Source organism: Actinomyces bowdenii (genome assembly GCF_017592395.1).
Taxonomy (GTDB): Bacteria; Actinomycetota; Actinomycetes; order Actinomycetales; family Actinomycetaceae; genus Actinomyces; species Actinomyces bowdenii.
In genome coordinates this window covers 171,088-195,916 of record NZ_JAGFOU010000001.1, presented here as the reverse complement: position 1 = coordinate 195,916, position 24,829 = coordinate 171,088, and the positions used below count along the sequence as shown (strand labels likewise).

At 72.6% G+C, this 24,829-nt stretch carries 21 protein-coding genes; 17 read left to right on the top strand and 4 right to left on the bottom strand.

The window, feature by feature from the left end:
• Nucleotides 1-244: 244 nt before the first annotated feature.
• The 9 genes from J5X07_RS00815 to J5X07_RS00775 all read left to right on the top strand — a co-directional run bounded on the left by J5X07_RS00815 (nucleotide 245) and on the right by J5X07_RS00775 (nucleotide 11,473).
• Nucleotides 245-1,267, top strand: a complete 1,023-nt coding sequence (locus J5X07_RS00815) for an SPFH domain-containing protein (protein ID WP_124933970.1) — start codon at nucleotides 245-247, stop codon at nucleotides 1,265-1,267.
• The gene (locus tag J5X07_RS00810; RefSeq protein ID WP_124933969.1) at nucleotides 1,267-1,503 is read left to right on the top strand and encodes a hypothetical protein; all 237 of its coding nucleotides are present in this window, start codon (nucleotides 1,267-1,269) and stop codon (nucleotides 1,501-1,503) included. The genes J5X07_RS00815 and J5X07_RS00810 overlap by 1 nt, the downstream gene beginning before the upstream one ends.
• A 234-nt stretch (nucleotides 1,504-1,737) precedes the next feature.
• Nucleotides 1,738-2,799, top strand: a complete 1,062-nt coding sequence (locus J5X07_RS00805; RefSeq protein WP_124933968.1) for a hypothetical protein — start codon at nucleotides 1,738-1,740, stop codon at nucleotides 2,797-2,799.
• A 57-nt stretch (nucleotides 2,800-2,856) separates the two neighbouring features.
• Nucleotides 2,857-4,257 carry a DUF6620 family protein gene (locus tag J5X07_RS00800; RefSeq protein WP_208478350.1) on the top strand — a complete coding sequence of 467 codons (1,401 nt, stop codon included), beginning with the start codon at nucleotides 2,857-2,859 and terminating at the stop codon, nucleotides 4,255-4,257.
• 121 nt (nucleotides 4,258-4,378) lie between these two features.
• Entirely contained in the window at nucleotides 4,379-4,828 is a 450-nt protein-coding gene (locus J5X07_RS00795) for a YbjN domain-containing protein (RefSeq protein WP_124933966.1), read from the top strand.
• Nucleotides 4,828-5,337, top strand: a complete 510-nt coding sequence (locus J5X07_RS00790) for a YbjN domain-containing protein (protein ID WP_124933965.1) — start codon at nucleotides 4,828-4,830, stop codon at nucleotides 5,335-5,337. The genes J5X07_RS00795 and J5X07_RS00790 overlap by 1 nt, the downstream gene beginning before the upstream one ends.
• Before the next feature lie 254 nt (nucleotides 5,338-5,591).
• Nucleotides 5,592-7,382 (top strand): HSP90 family protein, encoded by a 1,791-nt coding sequence (locus J5X07_RS00785; protein ID WP_208478349.1) that lies wholly within the window; start codon nucleotides 5,592-5,594, stop codon nucleotides 7,380-7,382.
• Between the two features lie 79 nt (nucleotides 7,383-7,461).
• Nucleotides 7,462-10,461, top strand: a complete 3,000-nt coding sequence (locus J5X07_RS00780; protein WP_208478348.1) for a hypothetical protein — start codon at nucleotides 7,462-7,464, stop codon at nucleotides 10,459-10,461.
• 148 nt (nucleotides 10,462-10,609) lie between these two features.
• On the top strand, nucleotides 10,610-11,473 hold the full coding sequence (locus J5X07_RS00775) for a glutathione S-transferase C-terminal domain-containing protein (RefSeq protein WP_208478347.1): 864 nt from the start codon (nucleotides 10,610-10,612) through the stop codon (nucleotides 11,471-11,473).
• Nucleotides 11,474-11,592: 119 nt separating this feature from the next.
• On the opposite strand, the gene J5X07_RS00770 is transcribed toward J5X07_RS00775, so the two are convergent.
• Together J5X07_RS00770 and J5X07_RS00765 are read right to left on the bottom strand one after the other, a co-directional pair.
• The gene (locus J5X07_RS00770; protein WP_208478346.1) at nucleotides 11,593-13,065 is read right to left on the bottom strand and encodes an NlpC/P60 family protein; all 1,473 of its coding nucleotides are present in this window, start codon (nucleotides 13,063-13,065) and stop codon (nucleotides 11,593-11,595) included.
• The gene (locus J5X07_RS00765) at nucleotides 13,062-13,619 is read right to left on the bottom strand and encodes a hypothetical protein (RefSeq protein ID WP_208478345.1); all 558 of its coding nucleotides are present in this window, start codon (nucleotides 13,617-13,619) and stop codon (nucleotides 13,062-13,064) included. The genes J5X07_RS00770 and J5X07_RS00765 overlap by 4 nt, the downstream gene beginning before the upstream one ends.
• 257 nt (nucleotides 13,620-13,876) lie before the next feature.
• On the opposite strand from J5X07_RS00765, the gene J5X07_RS00760 reads away from it, so the two are divergent.
• Genes J5X07_RS00760 through J5X07_RS00735 form a run of 6 tightly spaced genes read left to right on the top strand, consistent with a single transcriptional unit; the run spans nucleotide 13,877 to nucleotide 20,217 of the window.
• A complete protein-coding gene (locus J5X07_RS00760; RefSeq protein ID WP_208478344.1) occupies nucleotides 13,877-14,503 on the top strand; it encodes a DUF6668 family protein in 627 nt (208 codons plus the stop codon).
• Complete coding sequence (locus tag J5X07_RS00755; protein ID WP_124933958.1) at nucleotides 14,490-14,768, top strand: hypothetical protein; 279 nt, start codon at nucleotides 14,490-14,492, stop codon at nucleotides 14,766-14,768. The genes J5X07_RS00760 and J5X07_RS00755 overlap by 14 nt, the downstream gene beginning before the upstream one ends.
• Before the next feature lie 16 nt (nucleotides 14,769-14,784).
• A complete protein-coding gene (locus J5X07_RS00750) occupies nucleotides 14,785-15,555 on the top strand; it encodes a DUF8175 domain-containg protein (protein WP_208478343.1) in 771 nt (256 codons plus the stop codon).
• 3 nt (nucleotides 15,556-15,558) lie between these two features.
• Nucleotides 15,559-17,178, top strand: coding sequence for a TrbL/VirB6 family protein (locus tag J5X07_RS00745; protein WP_208478342.1), 1,620 nt, complete (start codon nucleotides 15,559-15,561; stop codon nucleotides 17,176-17,178).
• On the top strand, nucleotides 17,165-18,673 hold the full coding sequence (locus tag J5X07_RS00740) for an SCO6880 family protein (RefSeq protein WP_185732039.1): 1,509 nt from the start codon (nucleotides 17,165-17,167) through the stop codon (nucleotides 18,671-18,673). Before J5X07_RS00745 ends, J5X07_RS00740 begins: the two co-directional genes overlap by 14 nt.
• Nucleotides 18,670-20,217 (top strand): ATP/GTP-binding protein, encoded by a 1,548-nt coding sequence (locus tag J5X07_RS00735; RefSeq protein WP_341769357.1) that lies wholly within the window; start codon nucleotides 18,670-18,672, stop codon nucleotides 20,215-20,217. Before J5X07_RS00740 ends, J5X07_RS00735 begins: the two co-directional genes overlap by 4 nt.
• 117 nt (nucleotides 20,218-20,334) lie before the next feature.
• Here the strand turns inward: J5X07_RS00735 and J5X07_RS00730 are convergent, their stop codons facing one another.
• Entirely contained in the window at nucleotides 20,335-21,693 is a 1,359-nt protein-coding gene (locus J5X07_RS00730) for a DUF4921 family protein (protein ID WP_208478341.1), read from the bottom strand.
• A 50-nt stretch (nucleotides 21,694-21,743) separates the two neighbouring features.
• Here J5X07_RS00730 and J5X07_RS00725 point away from each other — a divergent pair, with 50 nt between their 5' ends.
• Nucleotides 21,744-22,340: a flavin reductase family protein gene (locus J5X07_RS00725; protein WP_208478340.1), complete on the top strand. Its 597-nt coding sequence runs from the start codon at nucleotides 21,744-21,746 to the stop codon at nucleotides 22,338-22,340.
• A gap of 254 nt (nucleotides 22,341-22,594) precedes the next feature.
• On the opposite strand, the gene J5X07_RS00720 is transcribed toward J5X07_RS00725, so the two are convergent.
• Complete coding sequence (locus J5X07_RS00720; protein ID WP_208478339.1) at nucleotides 22,595-23,806, bottom strand: NAD-dependent epimerase/dehydratase family protein; 1,212 nt, start codon at nucleotides 23,804-23,806, stop codon at nucleotides 22,595-22,597.
• Nucleotides 23,807-23,967: 161 nt separating this feature from the next.
• On the opposite strand from J5X07_RS00720, the gene J5X07_RS00715 reads away from it, so the two are divergent.
• The gene (locus tag J5X07_RS00715; RefSeq protein ID WP_208478338.1) at nucleotides 23,968-24,399 is read left to right on the top strand and encodes a bleomycin resistance protein; all 432 of its coding nucleotides are present in this window, start codon (nucleotides 23,968-23,970) and stop codon (nucleotides 24,397-24,399) included.
• The last annotated feature ends 430 nt before the right edge of the window (nucleotides 24,400-24,829 follow it).

Below are 24,829 nucleotides of genomic sequence, written 5' to 3'. Positions count from 1 at the left end.
TTGTCAATGGGCACTCATGGGGATGGGGAGGGCTCCCCATGCACTCCACGGGGAGCGGCTCGCAGTTGAATCCTCCAGCGGGCTAGCATCGAACCGCTGGTCGCCCAGGGTGCTCCACTGCTGCGGCCCCGTGAACTGGCGTGAGTGCGCACTCCCCATCGGTTCACATCCAGGGCCGGGCACACGGCTCCGCATCGACCGCATTCCCCAGCATTCCCCAGCGCAATGATTGAGGAGCAGGAACATGGCTCGCAGCCTCCCTTTCATCGAGATCATCGAGTGTCTCGACCCCCACCCCCAGTGGGTGCTGTGGCGCTTCCCCGATGAGGACGGGCGCATCAAGTCCGGCGCCCAGCTGGTGGTGCGCGAGAACCAGGCGGCCCTGCTGCTCTCACGGGGCCAGGCCTCCATGGTCTACGGCCCGGGCACCCACACCCTGCCCACCCACAACATCCCGGTCCTGTCGGACCTGGCGGGATGGAAGTACGGATTCGCCTCCCCCCACGTCTACGACGTCTTCTACGTCGCGGTCCGCCAGTTCGTCGACCTCAAGTGGGGCACACCCGCGCCGGTGATGATGAGCGACCCCCAGTTCGGGCAGGTCCGGGTGCGGGCCTTCGGCTCCTACTCGGCGCGCGTGACCGACGTCGCCCGCTTCTTCCGCGAGTACGCCGGGGCCTACCCGGTGCTGTCCATCCGCGACCTGGAGGTCCAGCTGCGCGACTACATCGCCGCGAAGTTCGGGGAGATCCTGGCCAACTCGGGCATCTCGGTGCGCGACGTCGCCGCCAACCTCTCGGCCGTCAACGCCGGCCTCGCCCCGGCCATCGCCCCCTACTTCGAGGACCTGGGCGTGTCCATCACCCAGTTCACCATCGCCTCGGTGACCCTGCCCGATGAGGTCAACAAGTACTACGACACCGTCACCTCGATGAACATGATCGGGGACATGCAGCGCTTCCAGCAGTTCCAGACGGCCGCGGCCATCGGGGAGGCCTCCACTGCCGTGGGCGCCGGGACGCAGGCCGGACTGGCCATGGGCATGATGATGGGCCAGATGCCCCAGGGCGCCGCCGCCGCGCAGGGGTACCCGCCGGCCGCGCCGGTCCAGGCCCCCGCCCCTCCCGCGGCACCCGCGCCCGCGGCCCCCGCCGCGGGTGAGGACCCGGTGGCCAGGCTCCAGCGGCTCAAGCAGCTGGCCGAGGCCGGACTCATCACCGAGGACGAGTACGCCGCCAAGAAGGCCCAGATCCTGGAGGCCTTCTGATGGGCGAGTCCCTCATCGAGCGGATGCGCCGCCGCGCCCAGCAGCAGGGCCAGGCCTCGACCGCCTCCTCCATCCAGTACGCCCGCGACGAGCTGGGGGCCGTGGTGCGCACCTGCCCCGGCTGCGGCGCGGGGCGCCAGGAGCCCTACGACCTGGCCGAATGCGTCTACTGCGGCTACGTCTTCGTCACCGCGGGGCGCCAGGAGGACGATCCCGGCCAGTCCTACCGCTACTGAGGCGCTGGCCGCGGTGGACGGGGCCGGCGCCCGGGACTGCGCCAACGGTCCCCGACCCCACCGCTGCGGCCCCGAGGAGGGCCTCCCGGTCGGCACCGGGCCGGCCACCATCCCCGGCAGCGCCTCCCCGGCCCCTGACCACCGGTGTCCCGCCGGCCGCCGGGGCCGTGAGACCAGACCGCCACGACGACCCCATCCCGCTTGTCCAGCACTCCCCACCACGAGGAGACACACATGGCCCACTACACCCACTACGAGCAGCAGCTCCAGGCCCTGACCCAGCGCCTGGAGGTCTACCTGGACCGCATGGAGGCCCGCGCCCGCGAGTTCGCCGCCGAGGCCGCCCCCACCGCCGCCGAGCTCCAGGCCAAGGACCCGGCCTCGGTCGGCTCCTTCCGCATGGAGGTCCAGCGCCAGATCATGTTCCTGCACACCAAGGCCGAGCGCGCCTATGAGCAGCACTTCGGCCCCTATGAGGACCTGGACGATGACGACGTGTCCCTGGAGGAGCACGCCCTCCTCCAGGCCTACTGGGAGCGGGCCGAGCACAAGGTCGATGACTTCGAGGACCGCCTGGAGCGGGTCGTCGACGGGATCTTCGCCCAGGGCGAGACCGCCCAGGCCAAGGACGGCTGGGACCAGGCCATCGCCGACTGGCGCCAGGCCCAGCAGACCTTCACCTGCAGCCAGTGCGGCGCCCCCGTGGCCCTGCCCGAGCTCTACCACGTGGCCGTCTACGTCACCTGCCAGGGCTGCGGCTCGCGCGTGACCTTCCAGCCCTCCCAGGCCATGCAGGCCGCCCCGATGGCGGCCGAGGACCTGGCCAAGGCCGAGTGCCACGAGGAGTGGGAGCGCTCCGAGCAGGACTGGAGCGATATCGGCGGCATGCAGTTCGTCCACTACGTCTACTACGTCACCTCCCACCACCGCGTCATGAGCCGGATGCTGCCCTTCTACGCCCGCTCCCAGGCCGAGGCCCTGCGCCGAGACATCCAGCAGGCCTGGACGATCATGACCGAGCAGGGCGGGCCCGACAGCGTGACGCCCCAGTACTACGAGATGGAGTACCTCAACGCCGTGGGGAACATCGGCACCAGCGTCATGGCCATGACCCGGTCCGGCCACACCGAGCACCGCGAGCTGCTCCTCCAGACCATCCGGGACATCATGCGACCCGGTGACGCCCTGGCCCAGTCCATCCTCGATGGCACCTTCACCGAGGCCATGTGGGATCAGCGCATCGAGGCCGCCAACCGCCTGCCCGCCGAGTTCCCCAGCCCCCTGGACTCCATCTGACCCCCTGCGGGACACCCTCCACCGTCTCCCACCGAACCTCCCGAAAGGACCCAGACCATGGCCGGATTCCTCCAGAGGGCCAAGAACGCCACGAAGAACGCAGCCAAGCAGACGGTGGCCAACGCCGGTGCCAGCGCCCTGTCCAGCGCCATCAACCAGGGCACGGCCGCCCTGGGCCTGGAGACCAACATCCAGGTCAAGGCCCCCGATGTCACCTCCAGCTCCTCGGGCGGCTACGACCCCGACACCTACTACCGGGTCGACGTCGCGCACGGCTTCTCCCGTCCCATGGACCACGGCCTGCCCGGCGATGAGATCGCCTACCTCCAGTACCCCCAGCCCCCCGCCGCGCTGCCCCCCGGGGCCGCCGACTACGCCCGGGCCTGGTGGCAGCCCTGGGGTGGCCTGCTGGAGGGGCATATCGACATCGCCCGCGCCCTGGAGGCCGGTGACGCCGCCGGCGCCCAGCAGTTGCTCTACCGCTGGGAGCAGGGCATCAGCCAGGCCCGCACCTCGGCCCACCAGCTCGGCGACTTCAACGGGGCGCGCACCCTGTCGGTGGCCGTCGACGACGTCAACGAGCACTTCGAGAACGTGGCGGACGCGCTGCGCGAGTACATGAACTGCCGCTCCCTGGGCCAGGACACCTCCGGGGCCGTGGAGTCCGCCCAGGCCTGCATCGTCAACATGCACGTGGCCCTCAACCGGCCCGTGGCCGCCTTCTTCGCCGACCCCTCCGGCGCGGCCACCGCCCAGGCGGAGGCCGAGGCCTACGCCGGCATGCCGGGCATGGGCGGCATGGCGGGCATGCCGGGGATGCCGGGGATGCCCGGCATGATGCCGGGTGCCGGCGCCGATACCTCGGGCCCGGAGTTCGCCCCCGTCCAGGGCGTCTCCTTCCACGACTACGTGGCCGGCTCCCAGCGCATCCAGGAGGGGGTCTCCGCCGACGTCGTCGCCACGGTCCTGGGGGTGGAGCGCCCCATGTGGGACGCGGCCGCCAACGAGTGGCTCACGCGCATGACCCAGACCCACCCCATGACGGTGGGCATGCAGTACACCCCGCTGTCCCAGACCCCCCACCCCAGGCTCACGGCCGAGGCCTGCGCCGCCGCGGGCGGGGGCGCCTCCGCGCTGCCGGGAGGGGTCGACAACTCCGGCCGCCTGCGCACCGACATGGACTTCTACATCGAGGCCTCCGCCGCGGGCCAGGCCGCCGCCCAGGCCGGCATCGACGCCGGGGGCTACCTGGAGTCCAACTACGGGGTGACCGTCATGCAGGTCTCCAACGCGGGCCTCGCCTGGATGTCCGACCCGGCCAACCTCTCCCGCATCACCGCCCTGCAGGAGGCCAGGGCCAAGGAGATCTTCACCTCCATCACCGGCTACTCCTCCGACGTCGCCCCCGGCGCCCTGCCCGACGGCGTGGAGGACATCGCCGCCGATATCGAGTTCTGAGCCCGCGCCGTCGGCCGTCCAGGGGGCCGACGGCGCCCCGCGGGGCCGGTGGACGGCCGCACCCTGGAAGGCCGGCGCCGTCGTCGGCCATCATGGACACCACTGAACGGAAGGTGCGCGTATGAGCACACAACCCGCCGTGACCCTGGAGCGGGTCGAGTCCTGGCTCACGGGCGAGGACCTGGTCTTCGAGCATGATGACGAGGGCGACATCATGGTCGGCTTCGAGAACTGCTACTTCGCCTTCTACATGCAGGCCGAGGGCGAGCTGCTGCTGGCGCGCGCCTACTGGCGCGGCCGCTTCCCGGCCGAGCAGATGCCCGAGCTGCACGATCTGGCCGACGCCCACCACCAGAAGGCCTACGGCCCGCGCCTGTCCGTGCTGGCCTCGCAGGGCGATGAGGGGCAGGAGACCGCCATCCTGGGCACCCAGATGGTCGAGTACGTGGCCCAGGGCCGCAGCGATGAGCAGCTGGCGGCCTTCATGGACCTGGTGATGAGGATGAACATGCGCCTGTTCGCCGATATCGAGGAGCGCTACCCGGCGCTCGTGACCTGGGGGGACGACTGATGGCCTGGTGGAACAAGCCCGCGGGGAGCCTGACCCCCTCGGTGGGCGTGGATCGGGTGGCGGCCTGGTTCACCTCCCACTCCTACACCTATGAGCTGGACCGCGACGAGGGCGCCGTCTACTCGGGCTTCGACGGCGTGTCCTACATGTTCAAGGCCGCCGGCGACTCGCTCCTGGTCATCCACGGCCGCTACCTGACCGCCCTGCCCACCGATGAGCAGACCGTGGAGCGGGTGCGCTCGGTGGCCCGCCGGGTGGCCGACTCCCGGATCATGCCCGCGGTCTACCTCATCATCGACGAGCACGGGCTGGGGCTGCACGCGGAGGCCACCTCCAGCACGGGGGCCGGCCTCAACGACGAGCAGCTCGCCGGGGTCATGGACTTCCTCATCGGCGGGGTCGACGGCGCCATCGCCGAGATCCTCGCCGAGCTGGGGCAGCCCTCGCCCGCGGAGGCCGCGGAGGCCCCCGTGCCGGGGGCCGGGGGAGATGGGGAGCAGGACGGCTAGGACCCCGGTGCCGCCCGGGCCGCGTCCTGGAGGCCCGGGCCCCGGCCGGCGCCGGGCTCCCGCCATGGTGGCGCTGGCCCGGCGGGATCGGTGATGCGGATGGTGCTGCCGGGGCGCCTGCGCGGGCTGGGAACTGTCATGAGGCTTCCAGTCAAGCGGCGGATACTGGCCGGGTTGCCCTGGAGCCCGTCTGTGGTCGAATCTAGGACTCTGCGCTGTTGCACACCATGACAGGAAGGAACCCTCACACACCTATGGCGACGTTCCAGGTTGACCTGCGCGGGATGGTGGACCTCCTCTCGCGCAACCTCTACTCGGGTCCGCGCGTCTACGTGCGCGAGCTGCTGCAGAACACTGTGGACGCCATTGCCGCGCGTCGCCAGGAGGAGCCCGACTGCCCCGCACGGGTGACCATCACCATCGAGGGCGCGGGCCTGAGCTGCCGGGACACCGGCGTGGGCCTGACCCTCCAGGAGGCCTCCAGCCTGCTGTCCACCATCGGCGCCTCCTCCAAGCGCGACGAGCTGGGCCTGTCGCGGGGGGACTACCTGGGGCAGTTCGGCATCGGCATGCTCTCCTGCTTCATGGTCTCCGGGGAGATCCTCGTGCGCTCCCGCTCGGCCCGCCTGGCCGATGCCCCCACCGTGGAGTGGCGGGGGCGCACCGACGGCACCTACGAGGTGCGCGCCCTGGAGCCCCACGAGCCGGGCAACCTGGACAGCCCGGGCACCAGCGTGGAGATCATGGGCCTTCCGGGGGAGCCCTGGCTCCAGGCCGACACGGTGCGGGCCCTGGTCGATGAGTTCGGCGCCCTGCTGCCCATCGACGTCGAGGTGCGCAGCGGGGGCACCCTCACCCGTCACGCCCACCAGGACGCCCCCTGGGAGCTGCCCCGCCGCGAGCAGCACCGCTGGTGCGCCGAGAACCTGGGCGGGGAGCCCTTCGACATCATCGGCCTGGAGGTGCCCGCCGCGGGCCTCAAGGGCCTGGCCGCCGTCGTCACCGCCGCCCACCCCACGGCCACCTCCCACCACACCGCCTACGTCAAGCGGATGCTCGTCTCACGCTCGGCCGAGGGCCTGGCCCCCGAGTGGGCCTATTTCGTGCGCGTCGTGGCCGACTCCAGCCACCTGCGCCTGACCGCCTCGCGCGAGCAGCTCATGGACGACGACCTGCGCGCCGAGACCCGCGAGGCCATCGGGGCGGCGGTGCGCTCCTGGATGGAGTGCCTGGCCCGCACCGCGCCGGGGCGCTTCGCGGAGTTCGTGGGGGCCCATGCGGTGGGCCTGCGCTCGGTGGCGGTCACCGACCCGGACATGCTCGAGCTCGTCGTGCGCCACGCCCCGGTGGAGACCACGCAGGGGGCGCGCACCCTGGCCCAGCTGGCCGCCAGCGGCGACACGGTGCGCTTCACACGCACCGTGGACCAGTACCGCGCCCTGGCCGATGTGGCCGGCTCCCAGGGCATCGTCCTGGTCAACGCCGGCTACGCCTACGAGGAGGAGGTCATCTCCGCCTTCCTGGCGCGCACCGACCTGCTCGACCCGGCCGCCGACATCGCCCTGGTGGACCCCGGCGAGCTCCTCGACGCCTTCTCCCCCTGCTCCCCGGCGGAGGAGGCCGAGGCCATGGACATCCTCATGATGGCCTCCCGGGCCATCGACCCCGAGGACTGCGAGGTGGTCATGCGCCGCTTCGAGCCCGCCACCCTGCCCGCGCTCTACCTGCCCGACCCCGACCTGGCCGGGCGGGTGGCGGCGCGCACCTCCCGCAAGGCCGCCACGGGCGTGTGGTCGCAGGTCCTGGGGGTCACCGACCCCTTCGCCGGGTCCCACGTGCCCAGGCTCGTGCTCAACCGCACCAACCCCCTGGTGGTGCGCCTGGTGACGGCGCGCGCCGACGACGCCGTGGTCACCAGCACCCTGCGGGGGCTGTACATCCAGTGCCTCCTGCTGGGGCGCCAGCCGCTGGGCCCCAAGGAGCGCTCCTGGGCCGCCGAGACCCTCGGCTCCCTGCTCGACTCTGCCCTGCCGGACTCGATATGAGCCCGGCAGCGACCCGGCGGCCCCGGCCCGCCACGACTCTCAGGACCCCCTGGGCCCCACTCATCGGAAGGACCAACCCATGACCACTCGCGAAGACATCCTGGAGCGCCTGGCCTACGCCGATGCCCTGAGCTACGGCCCCAAGGCCTCCGCACTCATCGCCGAGGCCGTCACCTGGGCCGACGCGCTGGGCGAGGAGGATCTGCAGGTGGTCACCCGCCTGGCACTGACCGACGGCTACCAGCACGGCAACGAGGAGTGGAAGGCGCTGGCGCCCTTCGTGTGGAACCTCGCCCGCTACAAGGAGCGCCCGGACCTGTTCGACGCCGACCAGGTGCGCACCCTGCACTGGCACTTCAAGTGGTCGGTGGCGGTGGCGGCGGCCAACCCCAAGGTGGCCAAGGACCAGGTGCGCCAGCTGGAGGCCAGCCTGGAGGAGTTCTACCGCTCCGAGGGGGCCTCCATGCACGTGGTCCACGGCGAGCGGGCCTCGGTGGCGGGGCTGCTGGGCCTGGAGGAAGAGGCCGCCGAGGAGCTGGCCGCCTGGCGGGCCACCCCCCGTGATGAGAACTCCGACTGCGAGGGCTGCGACCCCATGCGCCAGGTCTCCTTCGCCTACCGCACCGAGGACTGGGAGCTGGCCGTGGGCACGGCCGTGCCGATCCTGCGCGAGGATGTGGGGTGCCGGGTCCAGCCCCAGATGATGCAGTCCCTGGTGCTGCTGCCCCTGCTGGCCTCGGGGCGCCCCAAGGCCGCCTGGGACGCCCACCTGCGCTCCTACCGCGAGATCCGCCGCCACCCCAATGCCCTGGTCTCCATCGGCTACCACCTGGAGTACCTGGCCCTGGTCGGCAAGATCGACCGCGGCCTGGACATCCTGCGGCGCCACGTGTCCTGGCTGGATCAGGCCGAGTCCGCCCACGCCCTGCTGGGGGCCCTGCGGGGCATGAGCCTGGTGCTGCGGGAGGCCGAGCGCTTCGGCCGCGGCGAGGAGGCGCTGGGCGTCGTCGTGCCGGCCGAGACCCTGTGGGCCCCCCAGCCCACCCTGGGCGCGCAGACGACGATCTCCCAGGCCTACGCCGAGTTCTCCGGCTGGGCGCGCCGCCTGGCCGCCTCCTTCGACGCCCGCAACGGCAACACCACTATCTCCGACCACCTGGAGCGCAGCCTGGCGCGGGCCTCCTTCGCCGAGCACGCCGACGCCGGGACCCGGGTCGAGTTGCTGGAGACCCCCGAGGAGCTGCCCGAGGCCGTCCCCACCTGCCAGCCGGTGGAGGCCGGCGCCGGGGAGGAGTTCGGCTTCTCCTCCGCCCTGGGCGTGGTCTCCCTGGACCGGGATGAGGAGCCCGGGGCGGCCCCGGGGCCCGGGCCGCTGGAGGAGGCCGACGAGCCCTTCCCGCTGGTGGACCTCACCCGCCCCGCCCCGCTGGCCGACGCCGACGACGCCGTGCGCCGCTACGCCCGCACCCTGCGCCGGGTGGGCGTGGACACCGAGCACCTCTACATCGTGGACCAGGCGGCCGCCCACAGCCTGCTGCCCGAGCCCGGCCGCGCCCCCGACGGCCTGGAGATCGAGGCCTCCCTGCTGCGCGCCAACGCCTACTCCCGGCGCACCGAGTACGACCGGGCCATCGAGGAGCGCCTGCGCATCCGCTCGATGCGTGAGAGCCAGGTGGGGGTGCTGGGGGCCGTCGAGATCGACATCGCCAACCTCGATGATGAGATGACGGCCGACCGCCAATCCGCCCGTGACGCCACCCAGGAGCGGCCCGAGAGGCTGGAGCGGGCCGAGGAGATGCTGCGCAGCGTGGCCTCGCGCATCGATGCGCTCATCGGCCCCGAGAGGTCCCCCGGCGCCTCCCTGGAGTCCGGGTCCCCCTCCGCCGAGGCCTGCGTGATGGCCGCCGACGCCCTGGGCAACATCATCAGCGTGCTCACCGAGCTGGAGGCCAAGGACCGCGCCCTGGAGGCGGTGGCCCTCATGGAGCGGGTGTGGTCGCGCATCCCCATGGAGATGCATGCCGAGAACATGCGCGACGCCGTCGACATGGCGCGCGCCGAGGTGCTGGCCGAGTGCGGCGATGTGTTCGAGGGCTGCCAGCTGGCCGAGGACGTCATGCGCCGCCACGAGCCGATGTCCCTGCTCGTTGCCGGGCGCGGCCGCCGCCTGCTGGGCGTGGCCTCCATGCAGGTGGAGCAGTTCGAGGAGGCGGTCAAGCAGTTCCGCGAGCACGCCAACATGATGATGGCCGCCGGCCTGCCCTTCACGAGCATCGGCTCCCTGCTCAACCTGGGCCAGGCCCTGGGGGTGGGGGAGCGCTACCTGGAGAGCGCCGAGGTGCTGGAGTCCGCGCTCTCGCGCGCCGAGAGGCTCCAGGTGCCCGGCATGATCCTGTTCATCCACCAGTTCCTGGCCCAGGTGCACATGGGGCTGGGGGAGCACGCCGGGGTCCTGGAGCACTCCCTGGCGGCTGCCGAGGGCCTGGAGGCCGCGGGGCGCATGGGGGCGGCCAAGGAGGCCTACACCAACGCCGCCATGGCGGCGGGCAATATGGATGACAATGTCCAGTCCTCCGCGCTGTTCCGCCGCGCTGCCGCGCTGGAGGACACCAGCACCGATCAGGGCCGGCTCGACCGGGGCCGCATGCTGCGCCGGGCGGCCCGGGCCCTGGTGGACGACTTCACGGTGGCCATGGCCCGCTCGCGCCTGGACGACGCGGTGGAGATCATGGAGGAGTCCCGCGCGGCCTTCATCGAGGTCGATGACGGCGGGAACTACTCCAGCGCCTGGGAGATGGGGGACTGGCATGACGACATGTCCTGGATCCTGTGGCGCACCGATGAGAACTCCCTGGCGGCTGAGCACTGCGAGGCGGCCTACGAGGGCTACATGAGCAAGGACGATCGCGAGTCGGCCGCCCGGTCGCTGTGCATGCTGGCACGCCTGCACGCCGAGCGCGAGGAGAGGGACGAGGCGCTGGCCGCCTGCGCGCGGGTGCGCGAGCTGCTGGCCCACCCGCGCTGGCAGAACCACGACGCCCTGTCCTTCGTGGCCTCCATCGAGGAGAGCTTCTCCTGACCGGCGTCGGGGCCGAGGGCCGTGGGAGGCCCCCGGCCCCGGGATCCGGGGGTTCGCCCCCTGTGAATCTGCTGACTGCCGGGCCGGGGGAGGGGATGATTGGCCGCGAGCACGACAACGCTCCTGACCGACCCCCGGGAGGCTCCCCATGGCCATCGCAACCTCGCACCGATTCTCCGCCGACGACCTGCCCGTGGAGGCCGGGCGCTACCGACTCATCGCCGCCGCCAGCTGTCCGTGGTCCCGCCGCGTCCTCATCGCCCGCCGTCTGCTGGGCCTGGTGGAGGCCATCCCCCTGTCCTCCAGCTACGGCAGGGGGGAGGACGGCTACTGGGAGCTGACGGGCCCCAGCGGCGAGCCGGGGGAGGACCCCGCGCTGGGGGCCCGCTCCCTGGCGGAGGTCTATGCGCGCACGCCCGGCTATGAGCCCCCGCCGACGGTCCCGGCCCTGGTGGACATGACCACGGGCGAGGTGGTCAGTGATGACTCCGGCGGCATGCTCTTCGACCTGGCCACCGCCTGGTGGGATGAGCACCGCGAGGGCGCCCCCGACCTCTACCCCCTGAACCGCCGCAACTCCACCGATGCGTGGGATGAGTGGATCGGCTCCCAGATCAACCGGGGCCACTCGGTGGCCACCCACAGCAAGGACCCCGAGGAGGCGGCCGCCGCCGCCAACGGGGTGCTGGTGGGCTTCGACGTCATCGACACGCTGCTGGCCCGGGCCACCCATATGGAGGCCTCCCGCGAGGCGGGGCTGACGATCCTCGATGGCCCGCCGCTGTCCTCCGTGGTGTCCATCGGCCAGTTCCTGTGCGGGGACCAGCCCACGGGCAGCGACATCCGCCTGTTCACCACGGTGCAGGACTACGAGTACGGGGGACGGCAGCGCTACCCCGGGGGCGAGGCCCCCCCGATCTCCTTCTGGCCCGCCCTGGCCCGCTGGTTCCGCGCCCTGGAGGGCCGCTCGGGCTGGGTGGGGCCGGAGGACCGCAACGCCCTGGGCTGCTGAGCGGGGCCGCGGCACCGGCATCGTGCTGCGGGCCGGGGCGGGCCGGCCTGATCGCCCGTCCCGGCACGCGGCGGCCAGTGATCAGTGGTCATGACTCATCCGGCGCTGCACCGCCGTGCTCACTGGCCGAGGGTCACGCCCCGGTGGCTCATGAAGGGCTCGGGGTCGGTGGGCTGCCCATTGAGATGGACCTCGAAGTGGAGGTGGCAGCCGGTGGAGTTCCCCGTCGAGCCCACTGCGGCGATGTGCTGCCCTGCCGTGACGCCCTGCCCGACCCGCGCCGTGATGCCTGAGGCCTCCATGTGAAGGTAGGCGGTGGTCACGCCCCCGCCGTGGTCGATCTCGATGGCGCCGGTCCCGTCCTCGTACAGGCCGGCGAAGGTCACCGTGCCCCCCGCCGCGGCATGGATGGGGCCGCCGCATCCACCGCCGGCCAGGTCCGTGCCGGCGTGGAGCCGGTTGACGCCGGTGACCGGGTTGACCCGCATGCCGAAGGGGCTGGTGCGGGGGCCCGCGGCCGGCGCGGCCCACCCGCCCGGGCCGACGGCGGCCGGGGCGCCGCCAGCCGCCCCGGAGGCGCATCGCCCCGTCGGCGCAGCAGCGCTGGAGGGCGGCTGGGCGGCCTGGGTCATCCGGCGCACGCTCCAGGACCGCTCCTGCCAGGAGGAGTCCAGGTCGACCTCCGTGACCGCCTCGCCCGTGGTGGGCGCATGGATCATCCTCCGGTGGCCCGAGTAGATGCCGATGTGGTCATAGGAGTCGGTCCCGGCGGGGAAGAAGATGACATCCCCGGGGCTCATCTCGTCCCAGGGGGCGCCCGTGCCCGGCCCGGTGTAGATCTCCCGGCCCTGCGCCCCCTGCTGGGCGGAGGTGCGCTGGAGCTCGATCCCGAGCTGGGAGAAGACGTAGTGGACCAGTCCGGAGCAGTCGAATCCGCTCGGGCTCGCCCCTCCCCAGAGGTACGGGACCCCCTCCTGGGCCCGGGCGAGGTCGGCGGCGCCGGTCGTCTCGGAGGCCGAGGCGGTGGGGGCGGTGACGGCTCCGCCGTCGAGGGCCGCGACGATGGCCTCGGCGGCGGGCCAGGAGGGCTCGTAGTGGTAGGGGTCGGCATTGGCCTGTATCCGGTGCGCGACGAGGGTCGGCTCCATGGTGTGGCGCTGCGTGATCCTCTCCAGCTCCTGGAGGAAGAGCGAGGCGGACTGGTAGGGGTCCATGCGCTGCTCCAGGCTGCCCCAGCTCGCCCGCTGCTGGAACAGGCCGCGGCTGTCCGGGCCCGCGGTGTCCCCGTGATCCAGGTTCCGCAGGCCGGACTCCCCGATGGCGGTCATGACCGCGATGGTCTGGTCCCGGCGGGTCAGGCCCCTATCGGCCGCCGCCCTCATGATGGTGGCCGCATGGGCCAGCTGGGAGGCATCCCAGCCGGGCACGGAGATCCCTGCGGCGGCCCGCTCATCGACGAGAACCGCTCTGCCCTCGCCCGCCGCGGTGCAGTCATCCTCCTGGCCCCCCAGGAGCAGCAGGAGGGCGAGGGCGGGGACGAGCGCCAGGAGCGGCACCAGCGCGAGGCCGACCACCAGCCTCCCCGGCCTCATAGGACTCCCTCCGGGACGGCGTCCCCCGGCAGGATGATGCGCTGGGTCAGCCAGTCGTTGCCGCTGTGACGGGTCAGGACCACGCCGAAGACGCCCTTGTCCGTGGGGACCTGGACCAGTGCGGTGAGCAGGTGGGCCTCGTCGGTGGGTGAGATCAAGGAGGCCCGGGCCCCATCCACGGCGGCCGGGGGCACACGGGTGACGTCGGTGTGGCGGTAGGCGTCCCGGGCCTGCGGGGTCAGGTGGGGCAGGAGCTCCCGCCACCAGGTCTCCTGGTCGGTTCCCGCGAGGTAGGCGGTCATGGTCTGCGAGGCGCGCTGGACGGCGGCGTCCTCGGCCGCCTGGTCCCAGGTGGGTGGGAGGTAGGTCCCCGACCAGCTCGGGGTGATGGCGCCGAGGTCATCCATGGGGTCCTCGGTCAGCAGCTGGACAGGGGTGGCGGCCGCGACGGGGGGCGCTGCTGGGGAGGAGGGCGCCTCGCCGTGGCCGTCTCCTGGCGAGCAGCCGGTGGCGACCAGGGCGAGCAGGAGGAGTGCCGGGATGGTGCGGTGCAAGGGGGCTCCTTCCCGCCCCGGGGGTTGATGCGGCGCCGGTCAGGCCCGACAGCGCTCGGCGATGAGTGCGCGGGGAAGGTCGGCAACCATGGGGCAGCATGCTCTCCCAGCACTCTACATGCACAAAAAACGTATATAAATATTCCAAGTGGTGAAGATGCTCAACCATGTTCATATGTCGTTCTCAGTGTCACATTGTAGTAAACTTCAGGGGCCAGAGCCTCACGAGCCCACCATCCATGAAGGAGCCCGTGCCCGTGACCACCAATCCCTGGGTGACCCGGCGGCCTGCCTCCCTCCCGACCCCGCCTCCCTCGCAGCCTCCCCTGTGCCCCCTGACGGGGCCCGGCGCTCCTCAGCCCGGCATCGACCAGCCGGCGAGGGGCGCCCTGCCCGTCGCCACCAGGCCCGAGCGGCCGGTCCTGTGGGTGCTGGGCGCGCACGGGGGCTCGGGGGAGTCGCTCCTGTCCTCGCTCCAGGAGGGCTGGATGGCCGCCGGGCACTCCTGGCCCGCGGACTCCTCGGCGCCCGTGGTCCTGGCGGCCCGCACCGGCTTCGAGGGCCTCACGCGGGCTCAGGCGGTGCTGACGCAGTGGGCCAGCGGGGCGGTCGGCGATCCCCGCCTGCTGGGCCTGATCCTCCTGGCGGATGCCCCCGGGCGCCGCCCCAGGGCGCTGAGGGACCTGGGGCGCATCGTCGGCGGCGGCGCCCCGCGGGTATGGGAGGTGCCGTGGGTGGAGGCATGGCGCCTGGGCCAGGGCCTCGCCCATGACCGGCTCCCGCGTCAGGCCCGCCGCATGATCGATGACCTCTCCAGTCTGGTGTCCGATAGGACACCCACCCCCCACCACCACACCGAGGAGTGCGCCCGTGAGCACCGTTGATTCCCTGCTGCTGGCCGTTGCGGCCATTCCCGACCCGGACCCCGTCCAGCCCCCGGGGACCGAGGGCTTCACCGCCGTCATGGGCTGGGCGAAGTGGGTGGCGCTGGCCGTGTGCGTCCTGGGCCTGTTCGCCGCAGGAGCCCTCATGGCGGTCCAGTCGCGCCGCGGTGAGGGCGGTGAGCACGTCGGCAAGATCGCCATGGCTCTTGGCGGGGTCGTCGTCATCTCGGCCGCGGCCGCCCTGGTGGGGTTCCTCGCCGGCTGAGAGGAGGAGCCCCCTCATGACCACCGCGGATGCGGGCGGCGCTCCGGCCGGCCCCGTCACCCGTCCCGGGTTCATCGCCTCGGCCCTCGTCGTGGCCCTGGTCCTCGTCCTGGGCGCCGTCCTGGGGATCCTCCGGACGGCCCGGGAGGAGGCCGCTCCACCGGCTGGCGCCTCCACGGGGGATCCGGTCCCCGCCGCTACGGCCTCCACTCCCGGCCCCGAGGGGGCGGGGGCGAGTGTGTGCGGCCTTGGCGGGGAGGCCCTGGGCCCGGCCCGTCTGGATGCCGCCCCGCAGGTGGACCGGTGGGACTACCAGGGCACCACCGCCTATCCCGTCTCTCAGGTCTATGGGCCTGCTGCGACCAGTGCGGAGGGGTACCGCTACTGCTTCCAGCGCTCTGCCGAGGGCGCCCTCCTGGCCGCGGCGGGCGCCTTGGCCACAGGAACGGATGAGGCGCTGGCCCGCACCTGGATCGAGTACTTCCTCGCCCCCGGCCCGTACCGCGAGCAGCTCCTCGGCGAGGCGCCGGCCCGAGCCTCGGGAGCCGCGCCCGAGGGCTCGGCCAGGCTGAGGATCATCGGCTTCCGCCTCCTGTCCTACACGGGCGACCGGGCGAGTGTGGACCTGGCGGTGCGGGCATCGACGCAGGGGCGTGAGATCACCCTCTCGATGGTCTACCACCTCCAGTGGTCCGATGGGGATTGGAGGCTCAGCTCCGCCTCACCGGCGCCGCTCGACGTCGTGACGATCCCTGATGCCGCCGGCTACGTGAGCTGGGGGTCCTGAGCCATGGCATGCGATCCGATCTCCTGGGCGGCCTCTCCCGAGCGCTGCGCCCAGGCCCAGGCGGCTGATGAGGCGTTCGGGGACCCGATCAGGAACCTGGCCAATGCCGTCATGGAGGCCTACGGCAAGAGCGTGGCGTCCTTGGGGGCGGTCTGGGTGCATATCGGCACACCCGGCCTGACCGGTGCGGGCGGCGGCTCGGCGCTCCAGGCCGGATCCTCCGCCCCGGACGCGGAGGGGATCGCGACCGTCCTGGGCCACGTCATGTGGGTGAGCCTGGCTCTGGCGGTCCTGTCCCTGCTCGCGCTGGGAGGCATGATGGCGGTGCGGATGAGATCGGGCGATGGCGTCCTGGCCATCGGCAGGGTCGGTCTCGTGCTCGCCGCGGTGGTCCTCATCTCGGCGTCGAGCGCGATCGTCTCCGCGCTCATGCCGGCCGGGCCGAGCCGGGCCGGGGGCGCCGTGCTGCTCCTGCAGTCCGGGCTGTGGTGGTACACGGGAGCGGCGGCCGTCCTGTCGGTGATCATCGGCGGGGCGCGCATGGCCTGGGAGCAGCGGGCGGAGCCCGGGCGCCAGACCGTCAAGGGCCTGCTCACCCTGGTGGTCGTCGCCGGGTCCGGGGTGACGATCGCCGGGCTCCTGGTGGCGGCGGCGGACTCCTTCTCGGTCTGGCTCCTCAACGGCTCCCTGGGCTGCGATATCGCCTCGGACTCGACCTGCTTCGCCAGGAGCATGCTGACGCTCCTCGCCCTGACGACCAGCGATGAGGCGGGCGGGCTGGGCTACCTGCTCATCATCATCCTGGGCCTCATCGCGGTCCTGGCCGCGATCGCGCAGGTCATGCTCATGGTGGCCCGGGGAGGGATGCTGGTCATCCTCGCCGGCACTCTGCCCCTGTCAGCCGCCCTCACCAATACGCAGACGGGTCAGGCATGGTTCAGGAGATGCGTGTCCTGGCTGGTGGCGCTCATCGCCTACAAGCCGGCTGCGGCCATCGTGTACGCGGCCGCCTTCCAGATCTCCGGCACGGAGGCCTTCTCCGATGATGGCAGCGGGCTGCTCACGGTTCTCACCGGCCTCATGCTCATGATCCTCGCCCTGCTGGCGATGCCGGCCTTGATGAGCTTCGTGGCACCCGTGGTGGGGGTGGCGGCCCACGGGGGCAGTGGTGCCGCCGTGAGCGCCCTGGCAGGCCTTCCCACGGGTGCGGCCACGATCGGGCGCCTGGCATCGGGCAGCGGCTCGGTCGGCGCGGGAGGCCCGGGACTCTCCGGCCCGCAGGGGCGGTCGGGCTCGTGGGCCCCCTCGGGCAGCGGCCGGAGCGGCGGGGGGACCCCGGCTCCGGCGCCGTCCCCCGGCGCCCGGCAGGCGGGCCGGGCGGGCGGAGCCGGGCCGGGCGGCACCGGTGGTGGAGCGGGGCGGAGCACAGGCAGGGGAACGGTGGCGGCATCGGCCGGCAGCGCCCGGACGGGTGGCCCCGGTGGCGGCGCGGCTGCCGGCTCAGCCGCCGGCCCCGCGCAGGAGGCGGACAGGAAGGCCCGCCACGTGCTCCCGGCAGCGGTCAGGAGCCGGGGCCGGCAGTCGAGCAGTGAGGGGGAGGGCGGTCCCAGTGGCAGCCGTTGACACGAGCAGGACTCCGCGGACCTATGGGAACTGGCGCCGGCCGACGTCGCCGGGGATCCTCGGGCTGGGGTCGGTGGGCACGGGCCTGCTGCTGGCAGGACTCATCGTCGTGGTCATCACGGTGATGGTGGCCGACCTCCTGCGGGCCGTCATCGTGGCGGCAGTGCTCGGCGCCGTCATGCTGGCGGTCCTCACCAGGGACGCCCACGGCCGCAACCTGCTCACCCGTGGGGGAGCGCGCCTGGGGTGGTGGGCGGCGCGCTCGCGCGGCTCGAACCTCTACCGCTCCGGGCCCCTGGGGCGCGCCCTGTGGGGCACCCACCAGCTCCCCGGCCTGGCGGCGGCCACACGGCTGAGCGAGCACACGGACTCCTACGGGCGGCCCTTCGCGCTGCTGCACACGCCCGCCACCGGCTCCTACTCGGTGGTCATCGGCACCGAGCCCGACGGCGCCGCCCTGGTGGACTGCGAGCAGGTCGATGTGTGGGTGGCCGACTGGGGCCACTGGCTGGCCAATCTCGGGGATGAGCCCGGGATCGAGGCCGCCTCGGTGACGATCGAGACGGCGCCGGACTCGGGCACGCGCCTGCGCCGCGAGGTGGAGATCAACATCGACCCCGATGCGCCGGCCTTCGCCCGCGAGATGCTCAGGGAGGTGGTGGGCCGCTACCCGGAGGGATCCTCCACGGTGAAGGCCTTCGTGGCCATCACCTTCAGCGCCGCGCAGCGGCCGGGCGGCAAGAGGCGCCAGGCCGAGGAGATGGGCCGCGAGTTGGCGGCGCGGCTGCCCGGCCTGACCGCCGGCCTCCAGGCCACGGGCGCGGGCGCCGCCCACCCGCTGACGGCGCAGGAGCTGTGCGAGGCGGTGCGGATCGCCTACGACCCGGCCGCGGCGGTGCTCATCGACGAGGCCCGCGCCGCGGGCCAGAGGGTGGAGCTGACCTGGCCGGAGGTGGGGCCCAGCGCGGCGCAGGCCTCATGGGGCGGCTACCGCCACGACTCGGCCTACTCGTGCACCTGGGCGATGACCCAGGCCCCGCGCGGCACCGTGCAGTCCGGGGTGCTGGCGCGCCTGCTGGCCCCGCACCGCGATATCACCCGCAAGCGCGTGACCCTGCTGTACCGGCCGATCGACGCCGCCAGGGCCGCAGCGATCGTGGAGGCCGATCTGCGGGCGGCCGAGTTCCGGGTGACCTCGACGAGCAAGCCCGCTGCGCGCGACAGCCTCGCGGTCCGGGCCGCGGCGGCGACCGCGCAGGAGGAGGCCTCCGGCGCGGGCCTGGTCCAGTTCGGCATGCTGGTGACCGCCACCGTCGCGGACCTGTCCAGGCAGGCCGATGCCCGCGCGGCGATCGACAATCTCGCGGCCACCGCGCGGCTGCGGCTGCGGCCCGTCTACGGCTCCCAGGACTCGGCCTTCGCAGCGGCGCTGCCCCTGGGGCTGGTGCTGCCCAAGCACATCAGGGTGCCCACGGAGCTGAGGGAGAAGCTGTGAGCAGGCGGGCGGATCGGAGGAAGCACCGACAGGACGGGAGGGAGCGGGCCCAGCAGCGCGAGGCGCGCCCCCTGCGCCCGCCGATGCGGGGGTGGCTGGGGCGCGGCCGGGGAGCCTCGGCCTACGTGCAGCAGGCCGATGAGTGGCGCGGCACCACCGTGCAGGTCTGCGGCCTGTGGCCCTTCGCCGTCGGGACGGGCACCCCGATGGTGGGCGTGCCCCTGGGCCGGCACGCCCACACCGGCGCCACCCTGTGCTGCGACCCGATCTCCTGGTTCCAGCGGGCCAAGCTCATCTCCAACCCCAGCGCCTTCGTGCTGGGCAAGCCGGGCCTGGGCAAGTCGACGATCGTTCGCCGCATGGCCACGGGGCTGGCCGGCTACGGCGTCATGCCCATCGTCCTGGGCGACCTCAAGCCCGATTACGTCGATCTCATCGAGGCCCTGGGCGGGCAGGTCATCACCCTGGGCCGCGGGCGCGGCTACCTCAACATCCTCGACCCCGGCGAGGCCGTGCGGGCAGCGGCCAGGCTGCGGGAGGCGGGGCTGGGCAAGGAGGCCGCGCAGGTCCTGGCCGATGCCCATGGGCGCCGGCACACGATGGTCTCCGCGCTGCTGACGATCCTGCGCCAGGCCCCGCCCACGGATCGTGAGGAGACGATCCTGGACCGGGCCCTGAAGCATCTCGATGAGCACCACGAGGGCGTTCCCGTCCTGGGCGATCTTCTTCGCGTCATCCAGGAGGGGCCGCCTCAGGTGCGCGCGGTCGCCCTGGACCGCGGCGACGAGGCCCGCTACAGGGAGATCACCGAGGGCCTGGAGGCCTCGCTCATCGGCCTGGTGGGCGGCGGGAGGCTGGGGGAGGCGTTCTCGCGCCAGACCACCAATCCGATGCGCCGCGACGCCCCGGTGGCCTACGACGTCTCCGCGATCGACGACTCCGAGATGGACCTTCAGGCCGCCACGCTGCTGGCGTGCTGGTCGGCCGGCTTCAGCACCGTCAATGTCGCCCATGCCCTGGCCGATGCGGGGCTGGAGCCCCGGCGCCACTACTTCGTCATCCTCGACGAGCTGTGGCGGGCGCTGCGCGCCGGGCGGGGGATGGTCGATCGGGTGGATGCCCTGACGCGCCTCAACCGGCAGCGGGGCGTGGGCATGGCGATGATCTCGCACACGATGAGCGACCTGCTGGCCCTGGCCGGCCAGGAGGACCGGATGAAGGCCCGGGGCTTCGTGGAGCGCTCCGGCATGGTCATCTGCGGCGGCCTGCCCTCGGCGGAGATGCCGCAGCTCACCGCGGCCGTGCCCTTCTCGGGGGCCGAGCAGGAGCTGCTCATCGGGTGGCAGGACCCTCCCGCCTGGGATCCCTCGACCGGGCGGGAGGCCGAGCCCCCGGGGCGTGGGAAGTTCCTGGTCAAGGTCGGCGGGCGCCCGGGCATCCCGGTGGATGTCCAGCTCACCGAGACCGAGCTGTCCATCAATGACACCAACAAGCTGTGGCACGAGCGGTCCCGGGTGGGGCCCCGAACCCGACGGCCCGTCTGACCTCCTGAGCGCTATCCGCCTGCTGACCCGTGTCGGGTGCCGGCGTCCTGCTCGCAGTGGCCGGGTCCAATCGGGCCAGGGCGCGGGTGCGGCCCGCGATGAGAAGAGGTCCAGGCCCTACACATCCTGGGCCGCGCGGGCGGCCAGGACCGGGTTGTACAGCAGCCGGTTGGGCGTCGTCGGGCACTCCTCGCCCACCGCCATCGGGGCGATGAGGCGGTCCGCCCGCAGATCCTCCAGGCGCGCCACCACCCGGTCCCGCAGCGACCACGGGTCGATGGTGTTGAGGTAGATCTTCGTGCCCCCCTCGAAGCCCGCCAGCGTCGAGACCCGCCACTTGAGCGTCACATGCCAGGGCATCGGCTGGTCGACATCCATCGGCTTGTGATGCCACTCCTCATTGCACGGCACCTCCACGCCCGTGGCCGCATGCAGCGCATGCACCAGGTCCGAGACCGCCTCCACCTCCTCGGCCCGCATCAGCCACGGCTCAGGCGTCGCGGAGGTGGAGTAGACCTCCAAGGTGGGGTAGCGGTGCCCGAAGCCCGCGAAGGCCACCGCGTGCTCATTGCTGGCCACCAGCAGCCCCCGGTAGGCCGCATAGTCCACCGCCATCTCGTTGTACAGGTTCGGGTTGGCCCGCACCCGAGCCAGCTCCAGCTCGCTGGTCACCCCCCGCTCATCAATGGCCACCAGTTGCTTGTGCAGGTGGTCGAAGCTCGCCCCCGCCGGGCGCAGCCAGTTCTGGAACACCGCCACATAGCGCACCCAGCGGTTCGCGGCATACAGGTCCGCCATGGCATCGACCGCCAGGCGCGTGTAGGCCCGGTGCTCGGCCACGCTCAGCGTCCCCGAGCCCGCCAGGCCCGAGGAGTCCACCGCGTCGTCGGTGAAATGCCGCCGTGCCACGATGACGTCGTGCCCGCCGGCGAAGAAGGCGGCCAGGTAGCGGCGCCGCGAGGCCTCGTCCATGAGCGCCCACGCCGAGGGCTCAGCCCCCGAGGCCCGCAGCTTGGCGGTGGCCACCGCCGTCAGGTGGGCCTCGCCCGCGGGATCGGCCAGGTAGGCCTCCATGCGCTCACGGGCCGCATCGGGCACCTCGTAGCCGTGATTGGCGCTCCAGTACTCGAAGGACAGGATCTCGAAGAGGTTGGGGATCCGCCGGAACTCCGCCGTCGTCGCCTCCAGCTCCGTGGCGGGCAGGGCATCCAGGCGCGCGAACCCGCCGTCGGCCGAGCGCACCACGCGCGACTTCTCCGGCGGCGTCTCCAGGTAGCGGCCCGGGCAGAAGGCGCAGGCATGCGCGCGATCCCGCGCCGTCAAGGGGCGCGCCTCGGCCGCCTGGTGGGCGATCGGGCGGTTGCCGCGCCCCGGCACCGTCCACACCTCCGTGCCGGTGAAGGGGCTGATCTGCTTGACAGTCCCATCGGCCATGCGGGTCAACGGCTCGGCCACGGGAGCATAGGGCATGAGCATGCCCCCATTGTCGCGCCCCCCAGGGTCGGCGCGCCAGTAGCATGCCTGGCATGAGCGCCTTCGTGGACATGCCCCTGCACAAGCTCCACTGGTCCCCCTCGCCCTTGCCCAGCCAGGTCCTGCTGATCACCACCCTGGATGATCAAGGGCGGGTGGGGATCGCCCCCAAGAGCTGCGGGGTCATGGCATCCTTCTCCGGCCCCACCTTCGGCTTCGGCTGCAACCGCGAGCACGCGACCTGCCGCAACATCGAGGCCCGCGGGGAGTTCGTCGTCAACGTCCCGGGAGAGGAGATGGCGCCGGCAATCTGGAGGATGCCGGAGCAGGGGCACGGTGAGAGGCTGCGCTCCTCCGGCTTGACTGTGGAGGAGGGCGTGACGGTCGGCGTGCCCCACCTGCGCGAGTGCCCCGCCCACTTGGAGTGCCGACTGGACCGCATCCTGGACATCAAGGCCGGGGAGATCCTCATCCTGGGGACAGTCACACGGGTCGCCGTCGACGAGCGCTGCACGGCCGGCGGCCTGTCCGAGCGCTACGCCGCGCTGCGCACCCCGCTGTTCTACCTCCAGGAGGGGCATTACGCGCCCATGGGGCCACCGCGCTCGGCACTCGACGCCGAGCCGGCGCTCCCGGGCCCCGGGGGATGATGATGCCGGTGGGCGATCGGTCTCGGCAGGAGGCGATCGGGCTCGCTCATCGGGAGATCAGCGGCTCAGCCGCGGGGGCATAGGGCATGAGCATGCCCCCATTCTTCACCCTCACCAGCCCGCCGCGCAGCCCAACGCGGCGCCTCGCAGCGGCGCCGCAGGCCACGGATGGTGGCAGGGCCGTTTCCGATGGAGGTCGGAGCCCTCCGGGCCCAAGGAGCAGGGGGCGGGGTCGGCCGGCAGGGCGCTGGGCCTCAGGAGCGGTGGCCCGCACCCCGGCGGCGGGAGGCGTGGGCCAGTATCTGGACGGCCATCGCCTCCACCGACTCCTGCACCGGGCGGTAGCGGATCCCCAGCTCCCGGCGGCTGCGGGAGGCGTCCACCCTCAGCGCATATCCGACATTGCGCCGCACGTACTGGCGGGTCAGTCCGAGCCGGGGCGCCAGGGCCAGCACGAGGCCGCGAGGGGCGCAGTGGCGGGGCAGGCGCAGGCCGCGGCCGAAGCGCGGCCGCAGGCAGTGGGCCAGCCCCAGGAGGTCCGTGTCCTGCGCCGAGACGATGTACCTCCCATGGGCCCGGGGCAGGAAGGCCGCCGCGATATGCGCCTGCGCCACCTCCCGCACATCCACGGCGCTGATGCCGATATCCGGGGCTCCCGCGCGCAGCTCCCCCGCGAGGATGCGCCCCACGATGGAGAAGCTCTCCGAGGTCGGGGCCGCATTGAGCGCGGGCCCCAGGATGAGGGAGGGGTGGATCGTCACCAGCTGCCAGCGCTCCTGGGCCCCGGCGATCCGCCAGGCCTCCTCCTCCGCCACCGTCTTGGAGTAGGCGTAGGGCTCGTGCTCCGGGGAGGAGGTGGTGTTCCACGACCCCTCGCCCACGATCCGGCCCGGGTAGTGCTCCAGGTCCGCGGCATCCCCGTACATGGCCGCGATCGAGCTGGTGAGCACCACCCGCCGCACCGAGGGCGTGCCATCCACGGCCGCCAGCACATTGCGCGTGCCCTCCAGGGCCGGGGCGATGAGGTCGCGATGGGGGTCGGCCACGGAGCGGATGAAGGGCGAGGCGGTGTGGATGACGACGGCGCAGCCCTCCATCGCCTCGCCGTAGGAGCCCTCCTGGAGCAGGTCTGCGGTGAAGAGCCGCAGGCGCCCCGGGCCGCGCTCCTCGGCGGCCCGCAGGTGGGCCGTCCTCGCGGCGTCCTGCGGATCGCGCACCGCCGCATGCACGCTCACCCCCACCTCCAGCAGGCCCCTGACCACCCAGCTGCCCAGGTAGCCGCTGGCCCCGGTGACCATGACCGGGGCGGAGGCATCCACGGGGATGCCGCGCAGGTCGATGCCGCCGTGGGTCAGCAGGGGAGTGCCGTACCCGGGGCCCGTGGGGGCCGGCGCGGGCCGGTTGCCCGTGCTGGCTGGGCTGGTCGCAGCGGAGGCCGGGGCGGCGGGCTCTGAGGGGGAGGGCATGGCGGCAGCCTCGCCGGCCGCAGAAACGAAGTCAAATAGTTTCGTAAGTGCGGGAAGGCCCCGTCATCGGTGCTCGCCGCAAGACCACCGCCAGCAGCCGGGCCGCGGCGCCGCGTGCGGGCCGCTTGACGGGCCGCTGGTGAGCGCGCTTAGGTGGGGCAATGAGGCATCAGCCGGACCTGGTCCCTGAGTTGGCCGTTCGTGACCTGGACGCCTCCCTGGACTTCTGGTGCGGTCTCATTGGCTTCTCGGTGAGGTACGCCCGTCCGCAGGAGCGCTTCGCGTATGTCACCCTGGGGCGTTCACACGTGATGCTCGACCAGATCTCGTGCGGCCGCACGTGGCAGACGGCTGAGTTGGAGCCGCCCCTGGGGCGGGGCATCAACCTCGAGATCCAGGTGCCAGACCTCGATGCCATCAGCAAGCGCCTTGAGGAGGCTGGCTGGGCCTGTGTCGTCGATCCCGAGCAGCGATGGTATGCCGCGGGTGACAGGCTCATCGGGGTGCGGCAGCTGGTGGTGATGGATCCCGACGGTTATCTGCTCCGCCCGCAGGTGGAGATCGGCGAGCGCCCCATCGATCGACTGTCCTGACGCCACCGCTTCCAGATGGGGCGAGGCGGCCGACGAGTCGATCGCGCCTATGCGGGGGTGAGGCCCGGGCCGAGCCCCTGCTGGTCTGGGCTACCCGCCGGCGTCCCTGAGCGTGGCGGCCACTCCTGGGCGAGTCCTGGCTGGCGGGTGGTGGGGAGGAGGGCGGGGATTCCCGGGTTGTCTGCAGATTGCCGGGGAAGTCAGCAGAGCGGAGGGGTCCCAGGGGTGCGGAGCACTGACAGGACCTGCGGTTTGCAGACAACCCCGGCAATCTGCAGATAACCCCGGCGACGTGGCCCGGTCCCCACCGATGGCGGGGGAGGCACCGCCGACGGCGGGCGCCGCGGCCCGGCCGCCCGAGGACCTGCTCGGGCAGGCCGATAGGGCCCTGCTCCTGCTGGCCCGGGGAGGCCGGGGATGCCGCGGTTCG

Excerpts from the sequence above, each read along its gene's own strand:
- J5X07_RS00745 (WP_208478342.1), top strand. The coding sequence starts at position 15,559 with ATGGCATGCGATCCGATCTCCTGGGCGGCCTCTCCCGAGCGCTGCGCC.
- J5X07_RS00785 (WP_208478349.1), top strand. The coding sequence starts at position 5,592 with ATGGCGACGTTCCAGGTTGACCTGCGCGGGATGGTGGACCTCCTCTCG.
- J5X07_RS00775 (WP_208478347.1), top strand. The coding sequence starts at position 10,610 with ATGGCCATCGCAACCTCGCACCGATTCTCCGCCGACGACCTGCCCGTG.
- J5X07_RS00805 (WP_124933968.1), top strand. The coding sequence starts at position 1,738 with ATGGCCCACTACACCCACTACGAGCAGCAGCTCCAGGCCCTGACCCAG.
- J5X07_RS00800 (WP_208478350.1), top strand. The coding sequence starts at position 2,857 with ATGGCCGGATTCCTCCAGAGGGCCAAGAACGCCACGAAGAACGCAGCC.
- J5X07_RS00795 (WP_124933966.1), top strand. The coding sequence starts at position 4,379 with ATGAGCACACAACCCGCCGTGACCCTGGAGCGGGTCGAGTCCTGGCTC.
- J5X07_RS00730 (WP_208478341.1), bottom strand. The coding sequence starts at position 21,693 with ATGCTCATGCCCTATGCTCCCGTGGCCGAGCCGTTGACCCGCATGGCC.
- J5X07_RS00720 (WP_208478339.1), bottom strand. The coding sequence starts at position 23,806 with ATGCCCTCCCCCTCAGAGCCCGCCGCCCCGGCCTCCGCTGCGACCAGC.
- J5X07_RS00790 (WP_124933965.1), top strand. The coding sequence starts at position 4,828 with ATGGCCTGGTGGAACAAGCCCGCGGGGAGCCTGACCCCCTCGGTGGGC.
- J5X07_RS00715 (WP_208478338.1), top strand. The coding sequence starts at position 23,968 with ATGAGGCATCAGCCGGACCTGGTCCCTGAGTTGGCCGTTCGTGACCTG.
- J5X07_RS00815 (WP_124933970.1), top strand. The coding sequence starts at position 245 with ATGGCTCGCAGCCTCCCTTTCATCGAGATCATCGAGTGTCTCGACCCC.
- J5X07_RS00750 (WP_208478343.1), top strand. The coding sequence starts at position 14,785 with ATGACCACCGCGGATGCGGGCGGCGCTCCGGCCGGCCCCGTCACCCGT.
- J5X07_RS00725 (WP_208478340.1), top strand. The coding sequence starts at position 21,744 with ATGAGCGCCTTCGTGGACATGCCCCTGCACAAGCTCCACTGGTCCCCC.
- J5X07_RS00770 (WP_208478346.1), bottom strand. The coding sequence starts at position 13,065 with ATGAGGCCGGGGAGGCTGGTGGTCGGCCTCGCGCTGGTGCCGCTCCTG.
- J5X07_RS00780 (WP_208478348.1), top strand. The coding sequence starts at position 7,462 with ATGACCACTCGCGAAGACATCCTGGAGCGCCTGGCCTACGCCGATGCC.
- J5X07_RS00810 (WP_124933969.1), top strand. The coding sequence starts at position 1,267 with ATGGGCGAGTCCCTCATCGAGCGGATGCGCCGCCGCGCCCAGCAGCAG.